The following is a 13,950-nucleotide window of genomic DNA, read 5'->3' on the forward strand; positions in this document are numbered from 1 at the left end:
GCCACTTAGGATCACACTGATAGTCCGGGTACCAGCCCGGATGCCCCTGCTTGTCTCATTTCTTCAAAATAAGAGCCGCAGCTTATGGCTACTGCTCTGGTTATAGCCATGACGCGGGTTGAAGCCCGCGCCACAGCCTCTACGGTGCAGCGGTTACAGCAGCTGAATCACACGCCGCTCGAAAGCAACATGTTACGGATGTGACCGATGGCCTTAGTCGGGTTCAGGCCTTTCGGACATACGTTGACGCAGTTCATGATGCCCCGGCAGCGGAAAACGCTGAACGGGTCATCGAGCGAAGCCAGACGCTCGGTAGTCTTGGTATCACGGCTGTCTGCCAGGAAGCGATAAGCTTGCAGCAGTGCAGCTGGACCCAGGAACTTGTCCGGGTTCCACCAGAAGGACGGGCACGAAGTCGAGCAGCAGGCGCACAGGATGCACTCGTACAGACCGTCGAGCTTTTCACGCTCTTCTGGCGACTGCAGACGCTCGATGGCCGGAGCCGGCGTGTCATTCTGCAGGTAAGGCTTCACCTTCTCGTATTGCTTGTAGAAGATGCTCATATCAACGACCAGGTCACGGATAACCGGCAAACCTGGCAGCGGACGAACGATCAACTTGTTACCTTTTACAACGGCAGACAGCGGCGTGATGCACGCCAGACCGTTTTTGCCGTTGATGTTCATGCCGTCGGAACCACAAACGCCTTCACGGCAAGAGCGACGATAGGAGAAACCTTCGTCCTGCTCTTTGATCAGGGCCAGTACGTCCAGCACCATCAGGTCTTTACCACCGGTATCGACCTGGAATTCCTGCATGAACGGCGCGGCGTCCTGATCAGGGTTGTAACGATAAACGCTGACTTGCAACATGGCGGCCACCCTTAATAAGTCCGAATCTTAGGTTCAAAAGTCGGAACAGTCTTCGGCGAGAAGTTCACGGCACGCTTGGTGACGCGCTTGTCACCCGGGAAGTACAGGGTGTGGCACAGCCAGTTTTCGTCGTCACGGTCTTCGAAGTCTTCACGGGCGTGAGCACCGCGCGACTCTTTGCGGACTTCAGCGGCGATGGCGGTAGCTTCAGCCACTTCCAGCAGGTTTTGCAGTTCCAGCGCTTCGATACGGGCAGTGTTGAACGCCTGCGACTTATCGTTGATCTTCACGTTGGCGATGCGGGTACGCAGGTCAGCAAGCTGAGCGATACCTTTCTGCATGTATTCGCCGGTACGGAATACACCGAAGTAGTTCTGCATGCAGTTTTGCAGTTCGCGACGCAGGGTAGCCACGTCTTCGCCATCCGTACGGCTGTTCAGCGCGTTCAGACGCGACAGGGCAGCTTCGATGTCGGCTTCGGTAGCGTCGTCGTATTCGATGCCGTCGGTCAGCGCTTTTTCCAGGTGCAGGCCAGCAGCGCGGCCGAATACCACCAGGTCGAGCAGCGAGTTGCCGCCCAGACGGTTGGCACCGTGAACCGATACGCAAGCCACTTCGCCTACAGCGAACAGGCCCGGGATGATCTTGTCGACGCCTTCAGCGTCCTGGGTGATCGCCTGACCATGAATGTTGGTGGCAACGCCGCCCATCATATAGTGGCAAGTCGGAACAACCGGAACCGGCGCAACAACCGGGTCAACGTGTGCGAAAGTCTTCGACAGTTCGCAGATGCCTGGCAGACGGCTGTGCAGTACTTCCTCGCCCAGGTGGTCGAGTTTGAGCAGTACGTGGTCGCCATTCGGGCCGCAACCGTTGCCGGCGATGATTTCTTTAACCATCGAGCGAGCAACAACGTCACGACCGGCAAGGTCTTTGGCGTTCGGAGCATAACGCTCCATGAAACGCTCGCCGTGCTTGTTGATCAGGTAACCACCTTCACCACGGCAACCTTCGGTCACCAGTACACCGGCGCCGGCGATGCCGGTCGGGTGGAACTGCCACATTTCGATGTCTTGTACCGGCACGCCAGCACGCAGAGCCATGCCGACGCCGTCACCGGGGTTGATCAGGGCATGGGTGGTGGATGCGGAGATACGACCTGCACCGCCGGTAGCCAATACGGTGGCTTTGGCGCGGATGTAGGTGGTTTCGCCGGTTTCGATGCAGATCGCGATCACACCGACGAAGTCGCCTTCCTGGTTTTTCACCAGATCGACAGCGTAGTACTCGTTCAGGAACGTGGTACCGGCTTTCAGGTTGCCCTGATAAAGGGTGTGCAGCAGTGCGTGACCGGTACGGTCGGAAGCGGCGCACGTACGGGCAGCCTGCCCGCCTTTGCCGTAGTCCTTGGACTGACCACCGAACGGACGCTGGTAGATACGGCCCTGTTCGGTACGCGAGAACGGCATGCCCATGTGGTCCAGCTCATAAACAGCAGCCGGGCCTTCCTGACACATGTATTCGATAGCGTCCTGGTCACCGATGTAGTCGGAACCCTTGACGGTATCGTACATGTGCCAGCGCCAGTCATCGTTCGGGTCAGCGGACGCGATTGCGCACGTGATGCCGCCCTGAGCGGATACGGTGTGCGAACGGGTCGGGAAAACCTTGGTGATCACGGCAGTCTTGTGACCGCCCTGTGCCAATTGCAGCGCAGCGCGCATGCCGGCACCGCCACCACCAATAATGATGGCGTCGAAAGAAATCGTTGGAATGTTAGCCATGACTCAGATACCCCAGAGAATCTGCACACCCCAGACGAAGTAAGCGAACATCGCAACGCCGCATACTGCCTGGAAAAGGAAACGTATCGCCGTTGCGGACTTGCCGAACGCCATTGGCGTCAGGTAGTCAGTCGCGATGGTCCACATGCCGACCCAGGCGTGAGCGCCGAGAGCAACAAGGGCCAGCAGGCTGAAAATACGCATCCCGTTGTGGGCGAACAGTTCATGCCACTGGGCATACTCGAGGCCTGGGTGGGCCACGACGTATCCGATCAGAAAGATGAAGTAAGCCGCGAGAACGACCGCAGACACACGTTGCGCCATCCAGTCATAGAGGCCCGAACGCGACAGGTTCGTGACGTTAGTTACCATATCCAAACTCCTGCCAGAACGATTACCACCACGGAAACGGCGATAACGATTTTCGAGCCCAGCTTGCCGCCTTCCAGCGTCTCACCGATGCCCATGTCCATGATCAAATGGCGCACACCGGCTACCAGGTGATACAGCAGAGCGGACAGGATGCCCCAAATCACTAGCTTGGCTAGCGGACTGGTCAGACACGCTTTCACCTGACCGAAGCCTTCCTCGGAGCTCAGCGACTTGTCCAATGCGTAAAGCATGATGGCAAGGCACACGAAGAGGATGACACCGGAGATTCGGTGAAGAATGGACGTGTAAGCAGTGACTGGGAGTTTGATGGTCCTTAGGTCTAGGTTTACAGGTCGTTGGCTTTTCACGGCTTTTTTTTCACACTGAAGAGCCCCTAACAATCAGGGCAAAGTTGTTGGGGAGTGCACTGGTCAGGTAACCACCACCCAGGGATGCGACCCCCAATGAAAGCAAGCCCAAAAGCCCTTGGCGGTCGGTGGCCGAGTATAGACAGTTAGGCTACTAATGACAACGCAATCACCTACCCCCAATAGCTGATTGCACAAGTTGCATAAAAGGCGTAAATGGCAGTCAATTTCGAGGAAAAAGTGCGCTTAAAGCCTTCTGGAGCAAGACTTTAGGCAAATTGACATTCGAATTTATCTCACTATAGTGGTGCGGGCCCTGCGTGGGGGGTCTGTCTGATGGTTCAAGCATAAATAGGAGGCCACATGGCTGACAAAAAAGCGCAGTTGATCATCGAGGGCGCAGCCCCCGTCGAGCTGCCCATTTTAACCGGCACCGTTGGTCCCGATGTAATCGATGTTCGGGGCCTGACGGCCACGGGCCGCTTCACGTTCGACCCTGGTTTCATGTCGACCGCTTCGTGCGAGTCGAAGATCACCTATATCGACGGCGACAACGGCATTCTGTTGCACCGCGGCTACCCGATCGAACAGCTGGCTGAAAAGTCGGACTACCTGGAAACCTGCTATCTGTTGCTCAACGGCGAACTGCCGACCGCAGAGCAGAAGGCCCAGTTCGTCAGCACCGTGAAAAACCACACCATGGTTCACGAGCAGCTGAAAACCTTCTTCAACGGTTTCCGTCGCGACGCCCACCCGATGGCCGTCATGTGCGGTGTAGTCGGCGCCCTCTCGGCCTTCTACCACGACTCCCTCGACATCAATAACCCGCAGCATCGCGAAATCTCCGCGATCCGTCTGGTTGCCAAGATGCCGACCCTGGCAGCGATGGTTTACAAGTACTCCATGGGCCAACCCATGATGTACCCGCGCAACGACCTGACGTACGCGGAAAACTTCCTGCACATGATGTTCAACACCCCGTGCGAGATCAAACCGATCAGCCCGGTGCTCGCCAAGGCCATGGACCGGATCTTCATCCTCCACGCCGACCACGAGCAGAACGCATCGACTTCCACCGTACGTCTGGCAGGTTCTTCGGGTGCCAACCCGTTCGCCTGTATCGCCGCCGGTATCGCCGCACTGTGGGGCCCTGCCCACGGCGGTGCGAACGAAGCCGTGTTGACCATGCTTGACGAGATTGGCGATGTGTCGAACATCGACAAGTTCATCGCCAAGGCCAAGGACAAGAACGATCCGTTCAAACTGATGGGTTTCGGTCACCGCGTTTACAAGAACCGCGACCCTCGCGCGACTGTCATGAAGCAGACCTGCGACGAAGTACTGAAGGAACTGGGCATCAACAACGATCCGCAACTCGAACTGGCCATGCGCCTGGAAGAGATTGCGTTGACCGACCCGTACTTCATCGAGCGCTCGCTGTACCCGAACGTCGACTTCTACTCGGGGATCATCCTCAAGGCGATCGGCATTCCGACCAGCATGTTCACGGTGATTTTCGCGTTGGCACGTACTGTTGGCTGGATTTCGCACTGGAAAGAGATGCTTTCGAGCCCGTACAAGATTGGCCGTCCGCGCCAGTTGTACACTGGTTACGAGTCGCGTGATATTTCCAAGCTGGAAGACCGCAAATAAGATTTGTCTTGCGATAACGTTTTAATGTTGTACCGGGAACGGCCTCTATTTATATAGGGGCCGTTTTTGTTTGTTTGGGTTTGGGATTGGGATTGGGATTGGGGGCATATCCGTTGCTGCGGGTGTTGCCGCTGGCGGTTTCGCTCTTACAGCGACTCACTTTTTCAAACGCCGGAGTGCCGGCCCAGCAAAAAGGAACCAAAAGGCTTTGCCCCTGGCGTACGGCACTTCGCTGAGGCTCAGTGTTCCCTCGCTACGGTGTCCATCCGGGGGCATCGCCTACGGTTTGCTTCGCTGCACCTCCTCTCGATGTATGCGGCTTCGCCGCACGGCGCTTCGCGCCTAACCCCCGGATGAACACCTCCGCTCGGCCTGCCGAAAGGGGCAAAAGATCAAAAGCCAAGGCCAAAGCAAGATCAAAAGCCAGATCAAGAGCCCCTCACCCTAGCCCTCTCCCGGAGGGAGAGGGGACTGATCGCGGTGTTTGGGAAATGTACGCCGACGTGAAATACCGAGTCGAATTCAGATTCTGGAACAGATCAAAAGCCCCTCACCCTAACCCTCTCCCGGAGGGAGAGGGGACTGACCGCGTGGACTGGAAGAGCTACGCCGACGTGCGATAGCGCGTTGAACTCAGATTTTGAAAAGCCCAAAAATCGGCTCCCTCGCCCTCGGGAGAGGGCTGGGGTGAGGGGCGGCAACAACGCAAATCAAAAGCCGAACACCCGCGCTCTTCACCACTCAATAGGCCGAGTGTCAGCTCGCCTGCTCTTGATCTTGCTCCACGGGCGACGTCGGAAGGCTTCGTTCCGGGATTGATCCGGGCGTGGGAGCGCAGCGACCGTTTGGCGAAGCCAAACACAGCGAGAGGAGGTGCAGCGAAGCAAACCGTAGGCGCTGCGCCCGGATCGATCCCGGAGCGAAGGAACCCCGAGCCCCAGCGAGCGGGCCGCACGTAGGAGCAAGCGTTTTTTTGCTTACTTTTTTTTGGCGCTTGTAAAAAAAGTGAGTCGCCGTAAGGGCGAAACCCTAAGAAGCCGTTACCGCAGCAACGGATATGTACACAGCTCTAGCCGATAACCGCCCAATAAAAATGCCCCGATCTCTCAACCGGGGCATTCAGCACAACATTAAAAAACCATCAAACCATCAATGCGAAACCGCCCCACTCGCCCCCAACCCCGTCTGCGAACGCACAAACTGCGGGAAGAACAACGCCCGCTCGTTATCCGCAGCCGCCGACTTGTCAGTGATCGAGAAGAACCAGATCCCGACAAAGGCAATGATCATCGAAAACAGCGCCGGATACTCGTAAGGGAAGATCGCCTTCTCATGATGCAGAATCTGCACCCAGATGGTCGGACCAAGAATCATCAGCCCCACCGCACTCACTAGCCCCAACCAGCCGCCGATCATCGCACCACGAGTGGTCAGCTTCTTCCAGTACATCGAAAGCAGCAGCACCGGGAAGTTACAGCTCGCCGCGATCGAGAACGCCAGACCCACCATGAACGCAATGTTCTGGCTTTCGAACAAGATACCCAGGCCAATCGCCAGGATCCCCAGTGCGATGGTGGTGATCTTCGAAACGCGAATCTCATCCTTGTCGTTGGCCTTGCCCTTCTTGATCACGCTGGCATACAGGTCGTGAGACACCGCCGAAGCACCGGCCAGGGTCAGACCCGCCACAACTGCCAGAATGGTCGCAAAGGCTACCGCCGAGATAAAGCCAAGGAAGATACTGCCGCCCACCGCGTCAGCCAGGTGCACCGCCGCCATATTGTTGCCACCGAGCAGAGCGCCCGCCGCATCTTTAAAGGCCGGATTGGTGCTGACCAGCAGGATCGCGCCGAAGCCGATGATGAAGGTCAGGATGTAGAAGTAACCAATGAAGCCAGTGGCGTAGAGCACGCTCTTACGGGCTTCTTTTGCGTCACTCACGGTGAAGAAGCGCATGAGGATGTGCGGCAGACCAGCCGTACCGAACATCAGTGCCAGGCCCAGCGAGAACGCTGAAATCGGATCTTTCACCAGACCGCCCGGGCTCATGATCGCCTCACCTTTCGGGTGAACCTTGATCGCTTCCGAGAACAGCATGTTGAAGTCGAAGTTGACGTGCTTCATCACCATCAGCGCCATGAACGAAGCACCGGACAGCAACAGCACGGCCTTGATGATCTGCACCCAGGTGGTCGCCAGCATGCCGCCGAACAGCACGTACATGCACATCAGGATGCCGACCAGAATCACCGCCACGTAGTAATCGAGGCCGAACAGGAGCTGGATCAGCTTGCCGGCACCGACCATTTGCGCGATCAGGTAGAACGCCACCACCACCAGCGAACCGCAGGCCGACAGCGTGCGGATCTGGGTTTGCCCGAGGCGGTAGGACGCCACGTCGGCAAAAGTGTATTTACCCAGGTTACGCAGGCGCTCGGCGATCAGGAACAGAATGATCGGCCAGCCCACCAGGAAGCCGATCGAGTAGATCAGGCCATCGTAGCCGGAGGTAAACACCAGCGCGGAAATCCCCAGGAAGGACGCCGCCGACATGTAGTCACCGGCAATCGCCAGACCGTTCTGGAAACCGGTGATCTTGCCGCCCGCCGCATAGTAGTCGGCAGCCGACTTGTTGCGCTTGGACGCCCAGTACGTGATGCACAGAGTCGCACCGACGAACACGACGAACATGGCGATCGCTGCGACGTTGAGCGGTTGTTTGTGGACTTCGCCGGTCAGGGCGTCAGCGGCCCAGACGGCAGGCGCGAACGCCGAAATGCTCAAAAGAGCCAGTAGACGCCGGATCATTGCTGAGCCTCCTTGAGAATCGCATTGTTCAGGTCGTCAAACTCGCCATTGGCGCGGCGCACATAGATACCGGTCAGGATGAAAGCCGAAATAATCAGGCCGACACCGATCGGGATACCCCAGGTAATTGAAGATCCAGGACTGAGTTTCGCCCCGAGCACTTGCGGCCCGTACGCGATCAGCAAAATGAATGCAGAGTAAAGCCCGAGCATGATTGCCGAGAGTATCCAGGCGAATCGTTCCCTTTTCTTGACCAGCTCCTTGAATCGGGGACTGTTTTGAATCGAGAGGTAAATGCTGTCGTTCATTGTTTTTATCCTCGCAGCACAGATTATTGTTGGAACATAGCTAATGTATGCGGCTGCGAGCGCGGTAACAGACGACCTTAGTAGTAGAACGCCATGACACTTTTGCCAATTTCAAGCATGCATAAATAAATGTGGGAGCGAGCCTGCTCGCGAAAGCGTCGGATCAGTCGAAATATGTATCAACTGACAGATCGCATTCGCGAGCAGGCTCGCTCCCACAGGGTTAGGCGGTGAGGCGGTTATTTGGTCCAGTCAGCCACGCGATCCGGGTGCTTGGCGACCCAATCCTTGGCCGCGGCTTCAGGCTTGGCGCCGTCCTGAATTGCCAGCATGACTTCGCCGATCTCGTCTTTCGACGCCCACTGGAAGTTCTTCAGGAACTTGGCCACTTCCGGCGCCTTGGCGTCGAGTTCTTTGCTGCCGATGCTGTTTACAGTTTCAGCCGCGCCATACACGCCTTTCGGGTCGTCAAGGAAGCGCAGTTTCCACTTGGCGAACATCCAGTGCGGCACCCAGCCGGTGACGGCGATGGATTCGTTTTTCTTCTCGGCACGGGTCAGCTCGGCGATCATGCCTGCGCCGGAACTGGCCTTGAGCGAGTACTTGTCGAGGCCATAATCCTTGATCGCCTGATCGGTCTTGAGCATCACGCCTGAACCGGCATCGATACCGACGATACGATTCTTGAAGGTGTCATCGGTTTTCAGATCTTCGATCGACTTGGCTTTCACATACTCCGGCACGATCAGGCCGATTTTTGCATCCTTGAAGTTCGGGCCGTAATCGACGACCAGATCCTTGTTCTTCGTCCAGTATTCGCCGTGGGTCACTGGCAGCCAGGCCGAGAGCATGGCGTCGAGTTTGCCGGTGGCCACGCCCTGCCACATGATCCCGGTGGCGACGGCTTGCAGCTTCACGTCGTAGCCGAGTTTCTGCTTGATCACTTCGGCCGCCACATGGGTGGTCGCGACGCTGTCGGACCAGCCATCAACGTAACCGATGTTCAGGGTCTGTTTTTCTGCGCTGGCGAAAGTGGAACTCATCGCAAGCACCAGAGCAGCACTTGCGCCTAAAAGTCGTCGCATCTTCATCGTTACTTCCCCGAAATGCTGCGCCCGACGGATGACGGGCGGCGTCAACGTATTGTTATGGTGCACGGCGCCCCCATCACGCCCGACCGCAAACTCGTTAGAACATCAGCGGAGTACTGACACTTCGATCATCGACCTGACGACAATAGCGACCTGCTCTGCCAGCGACCTCAAGACAACGAGAAACGACATCACAAGGCCATTAATGGCGTCTGAATATTTGACGCCAGACAATCCGCCCGAACTTTGCATGTCAAAATCGTGCGGACCACCAACCCCTCTATAAATGCAGGTAACATGCGTCGCTTTGCAGCCACTCGGCCTGACCATGTCCGCGACTTCCCGCTTCCCTTTTTTGCCTTATCTCTTCGCCTGCCTGCTGGGCTTGTTCGCACTCGCTGGCTTCTGGTACGGCCTCGGCCAACCGGTGATCCTGCCGGACGCAGCGACGCCGACGCATAAATTGCAATGCGCCTCCTACACCCCATTCGACAAAGATCAGTCGCCGTTCGACGTGCCGTTCAAGCTGCGCCCGGAGCGCATGGACGCCGATCTCGCATTGCTGGCGACACGCTTTGAGTGCATTCGCACTTATTCGATGACAGGCCTGGAAGCACTGCCGGATCTGGCGCGCAAACACGGTTTGAAATTGATGATCGGCGCATGGGTCAACAGCAACCCGGTAGACACCGAGAAAGAAGTCGACCTGCTGATCAAATCAGCCAACGCCAACTCGGACGTGGTTAGCGCGGTGATCGTCGGCAACGAAGCGCTGCTGCGCAAGGAAGTCACGGGCGCGCAACTGGCGAAGCTGATCAATAAGGTCAAGCGCCAGGTCAAGCAACCGGTCACCTATGCCGATGTCTGGGAGTTCTGGCTCAAGCATCCTGAAGTCGCGCCAGCGGTGGACTTCCTGACCATCCACTTGCTGCCGTACTGGGAGGATGACCCGTCGAACATTGACGTTGCCCTGCAACATGTCGCGGATGTGCGTCAGGTGTTCGGCAATAAATTCGCACCGAAAGACGTGATGATTGGCGAAACCGGCTGGCCGAGCGAAGGCCGCCAGCGCGAGACCGCCCTGCCGAGCCGCGTCAACGAGGCCAAGTTCATTCGTGGTTTTGTCGCGATGGCCGAGAAAGAAGGTTGGCATTACAACCTGATTGAAGCGTTTGACCAGCCGTGGAAGCGCGGCAGTGAAGGCGCGGTCGGTGGGTATTGGGGCTTGTTTGACGCCGATCGTCAGGACAAGGGTGTGCTGGCCGGGCCGGTGACCAACGTGCCGTACTGGAAAGAATGGCTGGCGGTCGGTGGACTGATCTTCCTCGGCACGCTGATGCTTGGCGGGCGGGTTCGCACAACGCGCTCGGCTTTGGTCTTGCCGCTGCTGGGCGCCCTCGCCGCTTGCTCCATCGGCGCCTGGGGTGATCTGGCGCGGGTGACCACGCGGTTTGCCAGTGAATGGTTGTGGGTTGGACTACTGACTCTGTTGAATCTGCTGGTGTTGGCGCACGCCGCATTGACGCTGAGTGCGCGTGCCGGTTGGCGTGAACGGGCGTTCAATTTGCTTGATCGTCGCGCTGGGTGGCTGGTAGCGGCGGCTGGTTTTGCGGCGGCAGTGATGATGCTCGAGATGGTATTCGATCCGCGCTATCGCAGCTTTGCGAGCATGGCATTTGTGCTGCCGGCGCTGGTTTATCTGTGCCGGCCAGTGAGCGTGCCGCGTCGGGAGATTGCGTTGCTGACCTTTATTGTCGGTGCGGGGATTGCGCCGCAGTTGTATCAGGAAGGGTTACAGAATCAGCAGGCGTGGGGTTGGGCGTTGGTCAGCGCTCTGATGGTCGCTGCGTTGTGGCGCTGCCTCCGCGTTCGCAAGGCCTGATCTTTAGCGCCTTCCAAGCCCTCATCGCTGGCAAGCCAGTTCCCACAGGATATTGATTGAACACAACATGTGTGTACGACACAAAAACCTGTGGGAGCTGGCTTGCCAGCGATGACTGACTGTCAGGCGCTACGGGACTCGCGGACCAGACGCAACCCGGCAATCACCAACGCAAACACCGCCAACGTGGTGTTGTACAACGCCAGTGCCGGCGCCCCAAACACCAGCGCCAGCACCGCCAGCCACCACCCTGCTCGCCTCGGCAAGACGAAACCGATCAACGCCGCGCCCAGCGCCGTCCAGCCCAGCACCTTGAAGTGAATCATCAAACCCAGGTTCGAACGCACCTGACACTCCCAGCGACTGGCCTCGTCCACGCAGATACCGACCCACTTTCCGTCCTCCATAAAGCCATAACGCACGCCATAACTGGCGGCCAGCCACAACGACAACAGAACGAGCAGCACAATCACGGGCAAGCGGCGGGACATGAAGCACTCCAATCATGAGAAATCGGCGGCCAGCTTAATCTGCCGTCATGCATACGCAAGCGCTAACAACACTTAACTGTTCATTCAGACCGTGCAAAGTGTATCGTCCAGCTACTATTACTCCGAATTCTACCTGTTTGGTGCCGCAGCATGGCACTTTGGCGCAAACCCGGTGGTCATAGCCTGCGAACTTCATTCGGCACCTTCCTCTAAGGGATCTAGTCATGCTCCGTTCCTTGCGCTTCGCCGCGCTGTTCAGCGGCCTTATTTTGAGTGCGTCCGCACTGGCGGTAGATATCGATGCCGCCAGTTATGGCTACCCCCTGACCAACCCGTTCGAGGCGACTATCGCCACGACCCCGCCGGACTTGCGCCCGGAGCTGCCGCTGGATGACGACATCACTCAGTCGGACCGCAGCCTGACGCTGCGCCCGGAACGCGAGTTCATCCTGCCGGACAATTTCTGGGCAGTGAAGAAGCTCACTTACCGCATCGCCACCCAGGACAAACCGGCCCCGCTGATCTTCCTGATTGCCGGTACCGGTGCGCGCTTTGACAGCACGCTCAACGAATACCTGAAAAAGCTCTATTACAAGGCCGGCTACCACGTCGTGCAGTTGTCGTCGCCAACCAGTTTCGACTTCATCAGCGCCGCCTCACGCTTCGCCACCCCGGGCGTGACCAAGGAAGACGCCGAAGACATGTATCGGGTGATGCAGGCCGTACGCGCACAGAATCCGAATCTGCCGGTGACCGAGTATTACCTGACCGGCTACAGCCTGGGCGCGCTCGATGCCGCATTTGTCGCGCATCTGGACGAAACGCGTCGCAGCTTCAACTTCAAGAAAGTCCTGCTGCTCAACCCGCCGGTCAACCTCTATACCTCGGTGACCAACCTCGACAAGCTGGTACAAACCGAAGTTAAAGGCATCAACAACAGCACGACGTTCTATGAACTGGTGCTGTCCAAGCTGACCCGCTACTTCCAGCAAAAAGGCTACATCGACCTCAATGATGCACTGCTCTATGACTTCCAGCAGTCCAAGCAGCACCTGACCAACGAACAGATGGCGATGCTGATCGGCACCTCGTTTCGCTTCTCGGCGGCCGACATCGCCTTCACTTCGGACCTGATCAACCGTCGCGGCCTGATCACTCCGCCGAAATTCCCGATCACCGAAGGCACCAGCCTCACGCCGTTCCTCAAGCGTGCGCTGCAGTGCGACTTCGATTGCTACCTGACCGATCAAGTGATTCCAATGTGGCGTGCGCGCACCGACGGCGGCAGCCTGTTGCAACTGATCGACCAGGTCAGCCTGTACGCGCTCAAGGATTACCTGCACGACAGCCCGAAAATCGCCGTGATGCACAACGCCGACGACGTGATCCTCGGCCCGGGCGACCTCGGTTTCCTGCGCAAGACCTTCGGTGATCGCCTGACTGTTTATCCACTGGGCGGCCACTGCGGCAACCTTAACTACCGCGTCAACAGCGACGCCATGCTGGAGTTCTTCCGTGGCTAAATATCTCCTGCTGATTGCAGCGCTTCTCTGCGCAGGCGTGGCCCAGGCCGACAACAGTAAAGCCAACGCGCCCGTCGTGGTCGACAGCGACGGCTTCAAAGAGCCGCTGTCCAAACTCAAGTTCAACCCGGGGCTGGATCAACGCGAATTCGAGCGCTCGACGCTCAACGCGCTGAACGTCTACGACCCGCTGGAATCCTGGAACCGCCGGGTTTACCACTTCAACTATCGCTTCGACCAATGGGTGTTCCTGCCGGTGGTCGATGGCTATCGTTACATCACGCCGAGCTTCGTGCGTACGGGCGTGAGTAACTTCTTCAACAACCTCGGTGACGTGCCGAACCTGGTCAACAGCCTGTTGCAGTTCAAGGGCCAGCGCTCGATGGAAACCACCGCGCGCCTGCTGCTCAACACCACCATCGGCATCGCCGGCCTGTGGGACCCGGCCACCGCCATGGGCCTGCCGCGCCAGAGCGAAGACTTCGGTCAGACCCTGGGCTTCTACGGTGTTCCGGGCGGCGCTTACTTCGTACTGCCGATCTTCGGCCCGTCGAATATCCGCGACACCGCTGGCCTGGCCGTGGATTACACCGCCGAATCGGCGATCAACTTCCTCAATGTCTCGGAAGTCAGCTCCAACCATCCGGAAATCTGGGCTCTGCGTGCGGTCGACAAGCGTTATCAGACCAGCTTCCGCTACGGTCAGATGAACTCGCCGTTCGAGTACGAGAAAGTGCGTTACGTGTACACCGAGGCGCGCAAGTTGCAGATTGCCGAGTAGTTTTCGGCAGGCGCAAA

At 57.9% G+C, this 13,950-nt stretch carries 12 protein-coding genes; 4 read left to right on the forward strand and 8 right to left on the reverse strand.

Going from position 1 to position 13,950, the window contains the following annotated elements; genetic code table 11:
• Window positions 1–167 precede the first annotated feature (167 nt).
• From ACIF4X_RS18275 to sdhC, 4 genes are read right to left on the reverse strand one after another with little or no spacing between them, the layout of a single operon-like run.
• Window positions 168–872, reverse strand: a complete 705-nt coding sequence (locus tag ACIF4X_RS18275; RefSeq protein ID WP_053118486.1) for a succinate dehydrogenase iron-sulfur subunit — start codon at window positions 870–872, stop codon at window positions 168–170.
• An 11-nt stretch (window positions 873–883) separates the two neighbouring features.
• A complete protein-coding gene (sdhA, locus tag ACIF4X_RS18280; RefSeq protein WP_397483216.1) occupies window positions 884–2,656 on the reverse strand; it encodes a succinate dehydrogenase flavoprotein subunit in 1,773 nt (590 codons plus the stop codon).
• A gap of 3 nt (window positions 2,657–2,659) precedes the next feature.
• Window positions 2,660–3,028, reverse strand: a complete 369-nt coding sequence (gene sdhD / locus ACIF4X_RS18285) for a succinate dehydrogenase, hydrophobic membrane anchor protein (protein ID WP_003222999.1) — start codon at window positions 3,026–3,028, stop codon at window positions 2,660–2,662.
• The gene (gene sdhC / locus ACIF4X_RS18290) at window positions 3,022–3,396 is read right to left on the reverse strand and encodes a succinate dehydrogenase, cytochrome b556 subunit (RefSeq protein WP_016773673.1); all 375 of its coding nucleotides are present in this window, start codon (window positions 3,394–3,396) and stop codon (window positions 3,022–3,024) included. The genes sdhD and sdhC overlap by 7 nt, the downstream gene beginning before the upstream one ends.
• 363 nt (window positions 3,397–3,759) lie before the next feature.
• Here sdhC and gltA point away from each other — a divergent pair, with 363 nt between their 5' ends.
• Window positions 3,760–5,049 (forward strand): citrate synthase, encoded by a 1,290-nt coding sequence (gene gltA, locus ACIF4X_RS18295; protein ID WP_007919904.1) that lies wholly within the window; start codon window positions 3,760–3,762, stop codon window positions 5,047–5,049.
• 1,149 nt (window positions 5,050–6,198) lie between these two features.
• Here gltA and ACIF4X_RS18300 read toward each other — a convergent pair.
• The 3 genes from ACIF4X_RS18300 to ACIF4X_RS18310 form a co-directional block, all read right to left on the reverse strand.
• A complete protein-coding gene (locus ACIF4X_RS18300; protein WP_397483217.1) occupies window positions 6,199–7,857 on the reverse strand; it encodes a cation acetate symporter in 1,659 nt (552 codons plus the stop codon).
• Window positions 7,854–8,165: a DUF485 domain-containing protein gene (locus ACIF4X_RS18305; protein WP_397483218.1), complete on the reverse strand. Its 312-nt coding sequence runs from the start codon at window positions 8,163–8,165 to the stop codon at window positions 7,854–7,856. Before ACIF4X_RS18305 ends, ACIF4X_RS18300 begins: the two co-directional genes overlap by 4 nt.
• A gap of 239 nt (window positions 8,166–8,404) precedes the next feature.
• A complete protein-coding gene (locus ACIF4X_RS18310) occupies window positions 8,405–9,256 on the reverse strand; it encodes a glycine betaine ABC transporter substrate-binding protein (protein WP_397483219.1) in 852 nt (283 codons plus the stop codon).
• A 286-nt stretch (window positions 9,257–9,542) separates the two neighbouring features.
• Between ACIF4X_RS18310 and ACIF4X_RS18315 the strand changes: the two genes are divergently transcribed.
• Window positions 9,543–11,138, forward strand: coding sequence for a beta (1-6) glucans synthase (locus ACIF4X_RS18315; RefSeq protein WP_397483220.1), 1,596 nt, complete (start codon window positions 9,543–9,545; stop codon window positions 11,136–11,138).
• Between the two features lie 122 nt (window positions 11,139–11,260).
• Here the strand turns inward: ACIF4X_RS18315 and ACIF4X_RS18320 are convergent, their stop codons facing one another.
• Window positions 11,261–11,629 carry a hypothetical protein gene (locus ACIF4X_RS18320; protein ID WP_397483221.1) on the reverse strand — a complete coding sequence of 123 codons (369 nt, stop codon included), beginning with the start codon at window positions 11,627–11,629 and terminating at the stop codon, window positions 11,261–11,263.
• Between the two features lie 224 nt (window positions 11,630–11,853).
• Here ACIF4X_RS18320 and ACIF4X_RS18325 point away from each other — a divergent pair, with 224 nt between their 5' ends.
• Window positions 11,854–13,152: a serine/threonine protein kinase gene (locus tag ACIF4X_RS18325; protein WP_397483222.1), complete on the forward strand. Its 1,299-nt coding sequence runs from the start codon at window positions 11,854–11,856 to the stop codon at window positions 13,150–13,152.
• Window positions 13,145–13,933: a VacJ family lipoprotein gene (locus tag ACIF4X_RS18330; RefSeq protein WP_242209277.1), complete on the forward strand. Its 789-nt coding sequence runs from the start codon at window positions 13,145–13,147 to the stop codon at window positions 13,931–13,933. Before ACIF4X_RS18325 ends, ACIF4X_RS18330 begins: the two co-directional genes overlap by 8 nt.
• The last annotated feature ends 17 nt before the right edge of the window (window positions 13,934–13,950 follow it).

It is taken from the genome of Pseudomonas sp. NPDC085632, assembly GCF_044541255.1.
Classification (GTDB): domain Bacteria; phylum Pseudomonadota; class Gammaproteobacteria; order Pseudomonadales; family Pseudomonadaceae; genus Aquipseudomonas.

What these genes read in the sequence shown, in the direction of transcription:
- ACIF4X_RS18275 (WP_053118486.1), bottom strand. Translation starts at nt 872, where the DNA reads ATGTTGCAAGTCAGCGTTTATCGTTACAACCCTGATCAGGACGCCGCG.
- sdhA (WP_397483216.1), bottom strand. Translation starts at nt 2,656, where the DNA reads ATGGCTAACATTCCAACGATTTCTTTCGACGCCATCATTATTGGTGGT.
- sdhD (WP_003222999.1), bottom strand. Translation starts at nt 3,028, where the DNA reads ATGGTAACTAACGTCACGAACCTGTCGCGTTCGGGCCTCTATGACTGG.
- gltA (WP_007919904.1), top strand. Translation starts at nt 3,760, where the DNA reads ATGGCTGACAAAAAAGCGCAGTTGATCATCGAGGGCGCAGCCCCCGTC.
- ACIF4X_RS18300 (WP_397483217.1), bottom strand. Translation starts at nt 7,857, where the DNA reads ATGATCCGGCGTCTACTGGCTCTTTTGAGCATTTCGGCGTTCGCGCCT.
- ACIF4X_RS18305 (WP_397483218.1), bottom strand. Translation starts at nt 8,165, where the DNA reads ATGAACGACAGCATTTACCTCTCGATTCAAAACAGTCCCCGATTCAAG.
- ACIF4X_RS18310 (WP_397483219.1), bottom strand. Translation starts at nt 9,256, where the DNA reads ATGAAGATGCGACGACTTTTAGGCGCAAGTGCTGCTCTGGTGCTTGCG.
- ACIF4X_RS18315 (WP_397483220.1), top strand. Translation starts at nt 9,543, where the DNA reads ATGCAGGTAACATGCGTCGCTTTGCAGCCACTCGGCCTGACCATGTCC.
- ACIF4X_RS18320 (WP_397483221.1), bottom strand. Translation starts at nt 11,629, where the DNA reads ATGTCCCGCCGCTTGCCCGTGATTGTGCTGCTCGTTCTGTTGTCGTTG.
- ACIF4X_RS18325 (WP_397483222.1), top strand. Translation starts at nt 11,854, where the DNA reads ATGCTCCGTTCCTTGCGCTTCGCCGCGCTGTTCAGCGGCCTTATTTTG.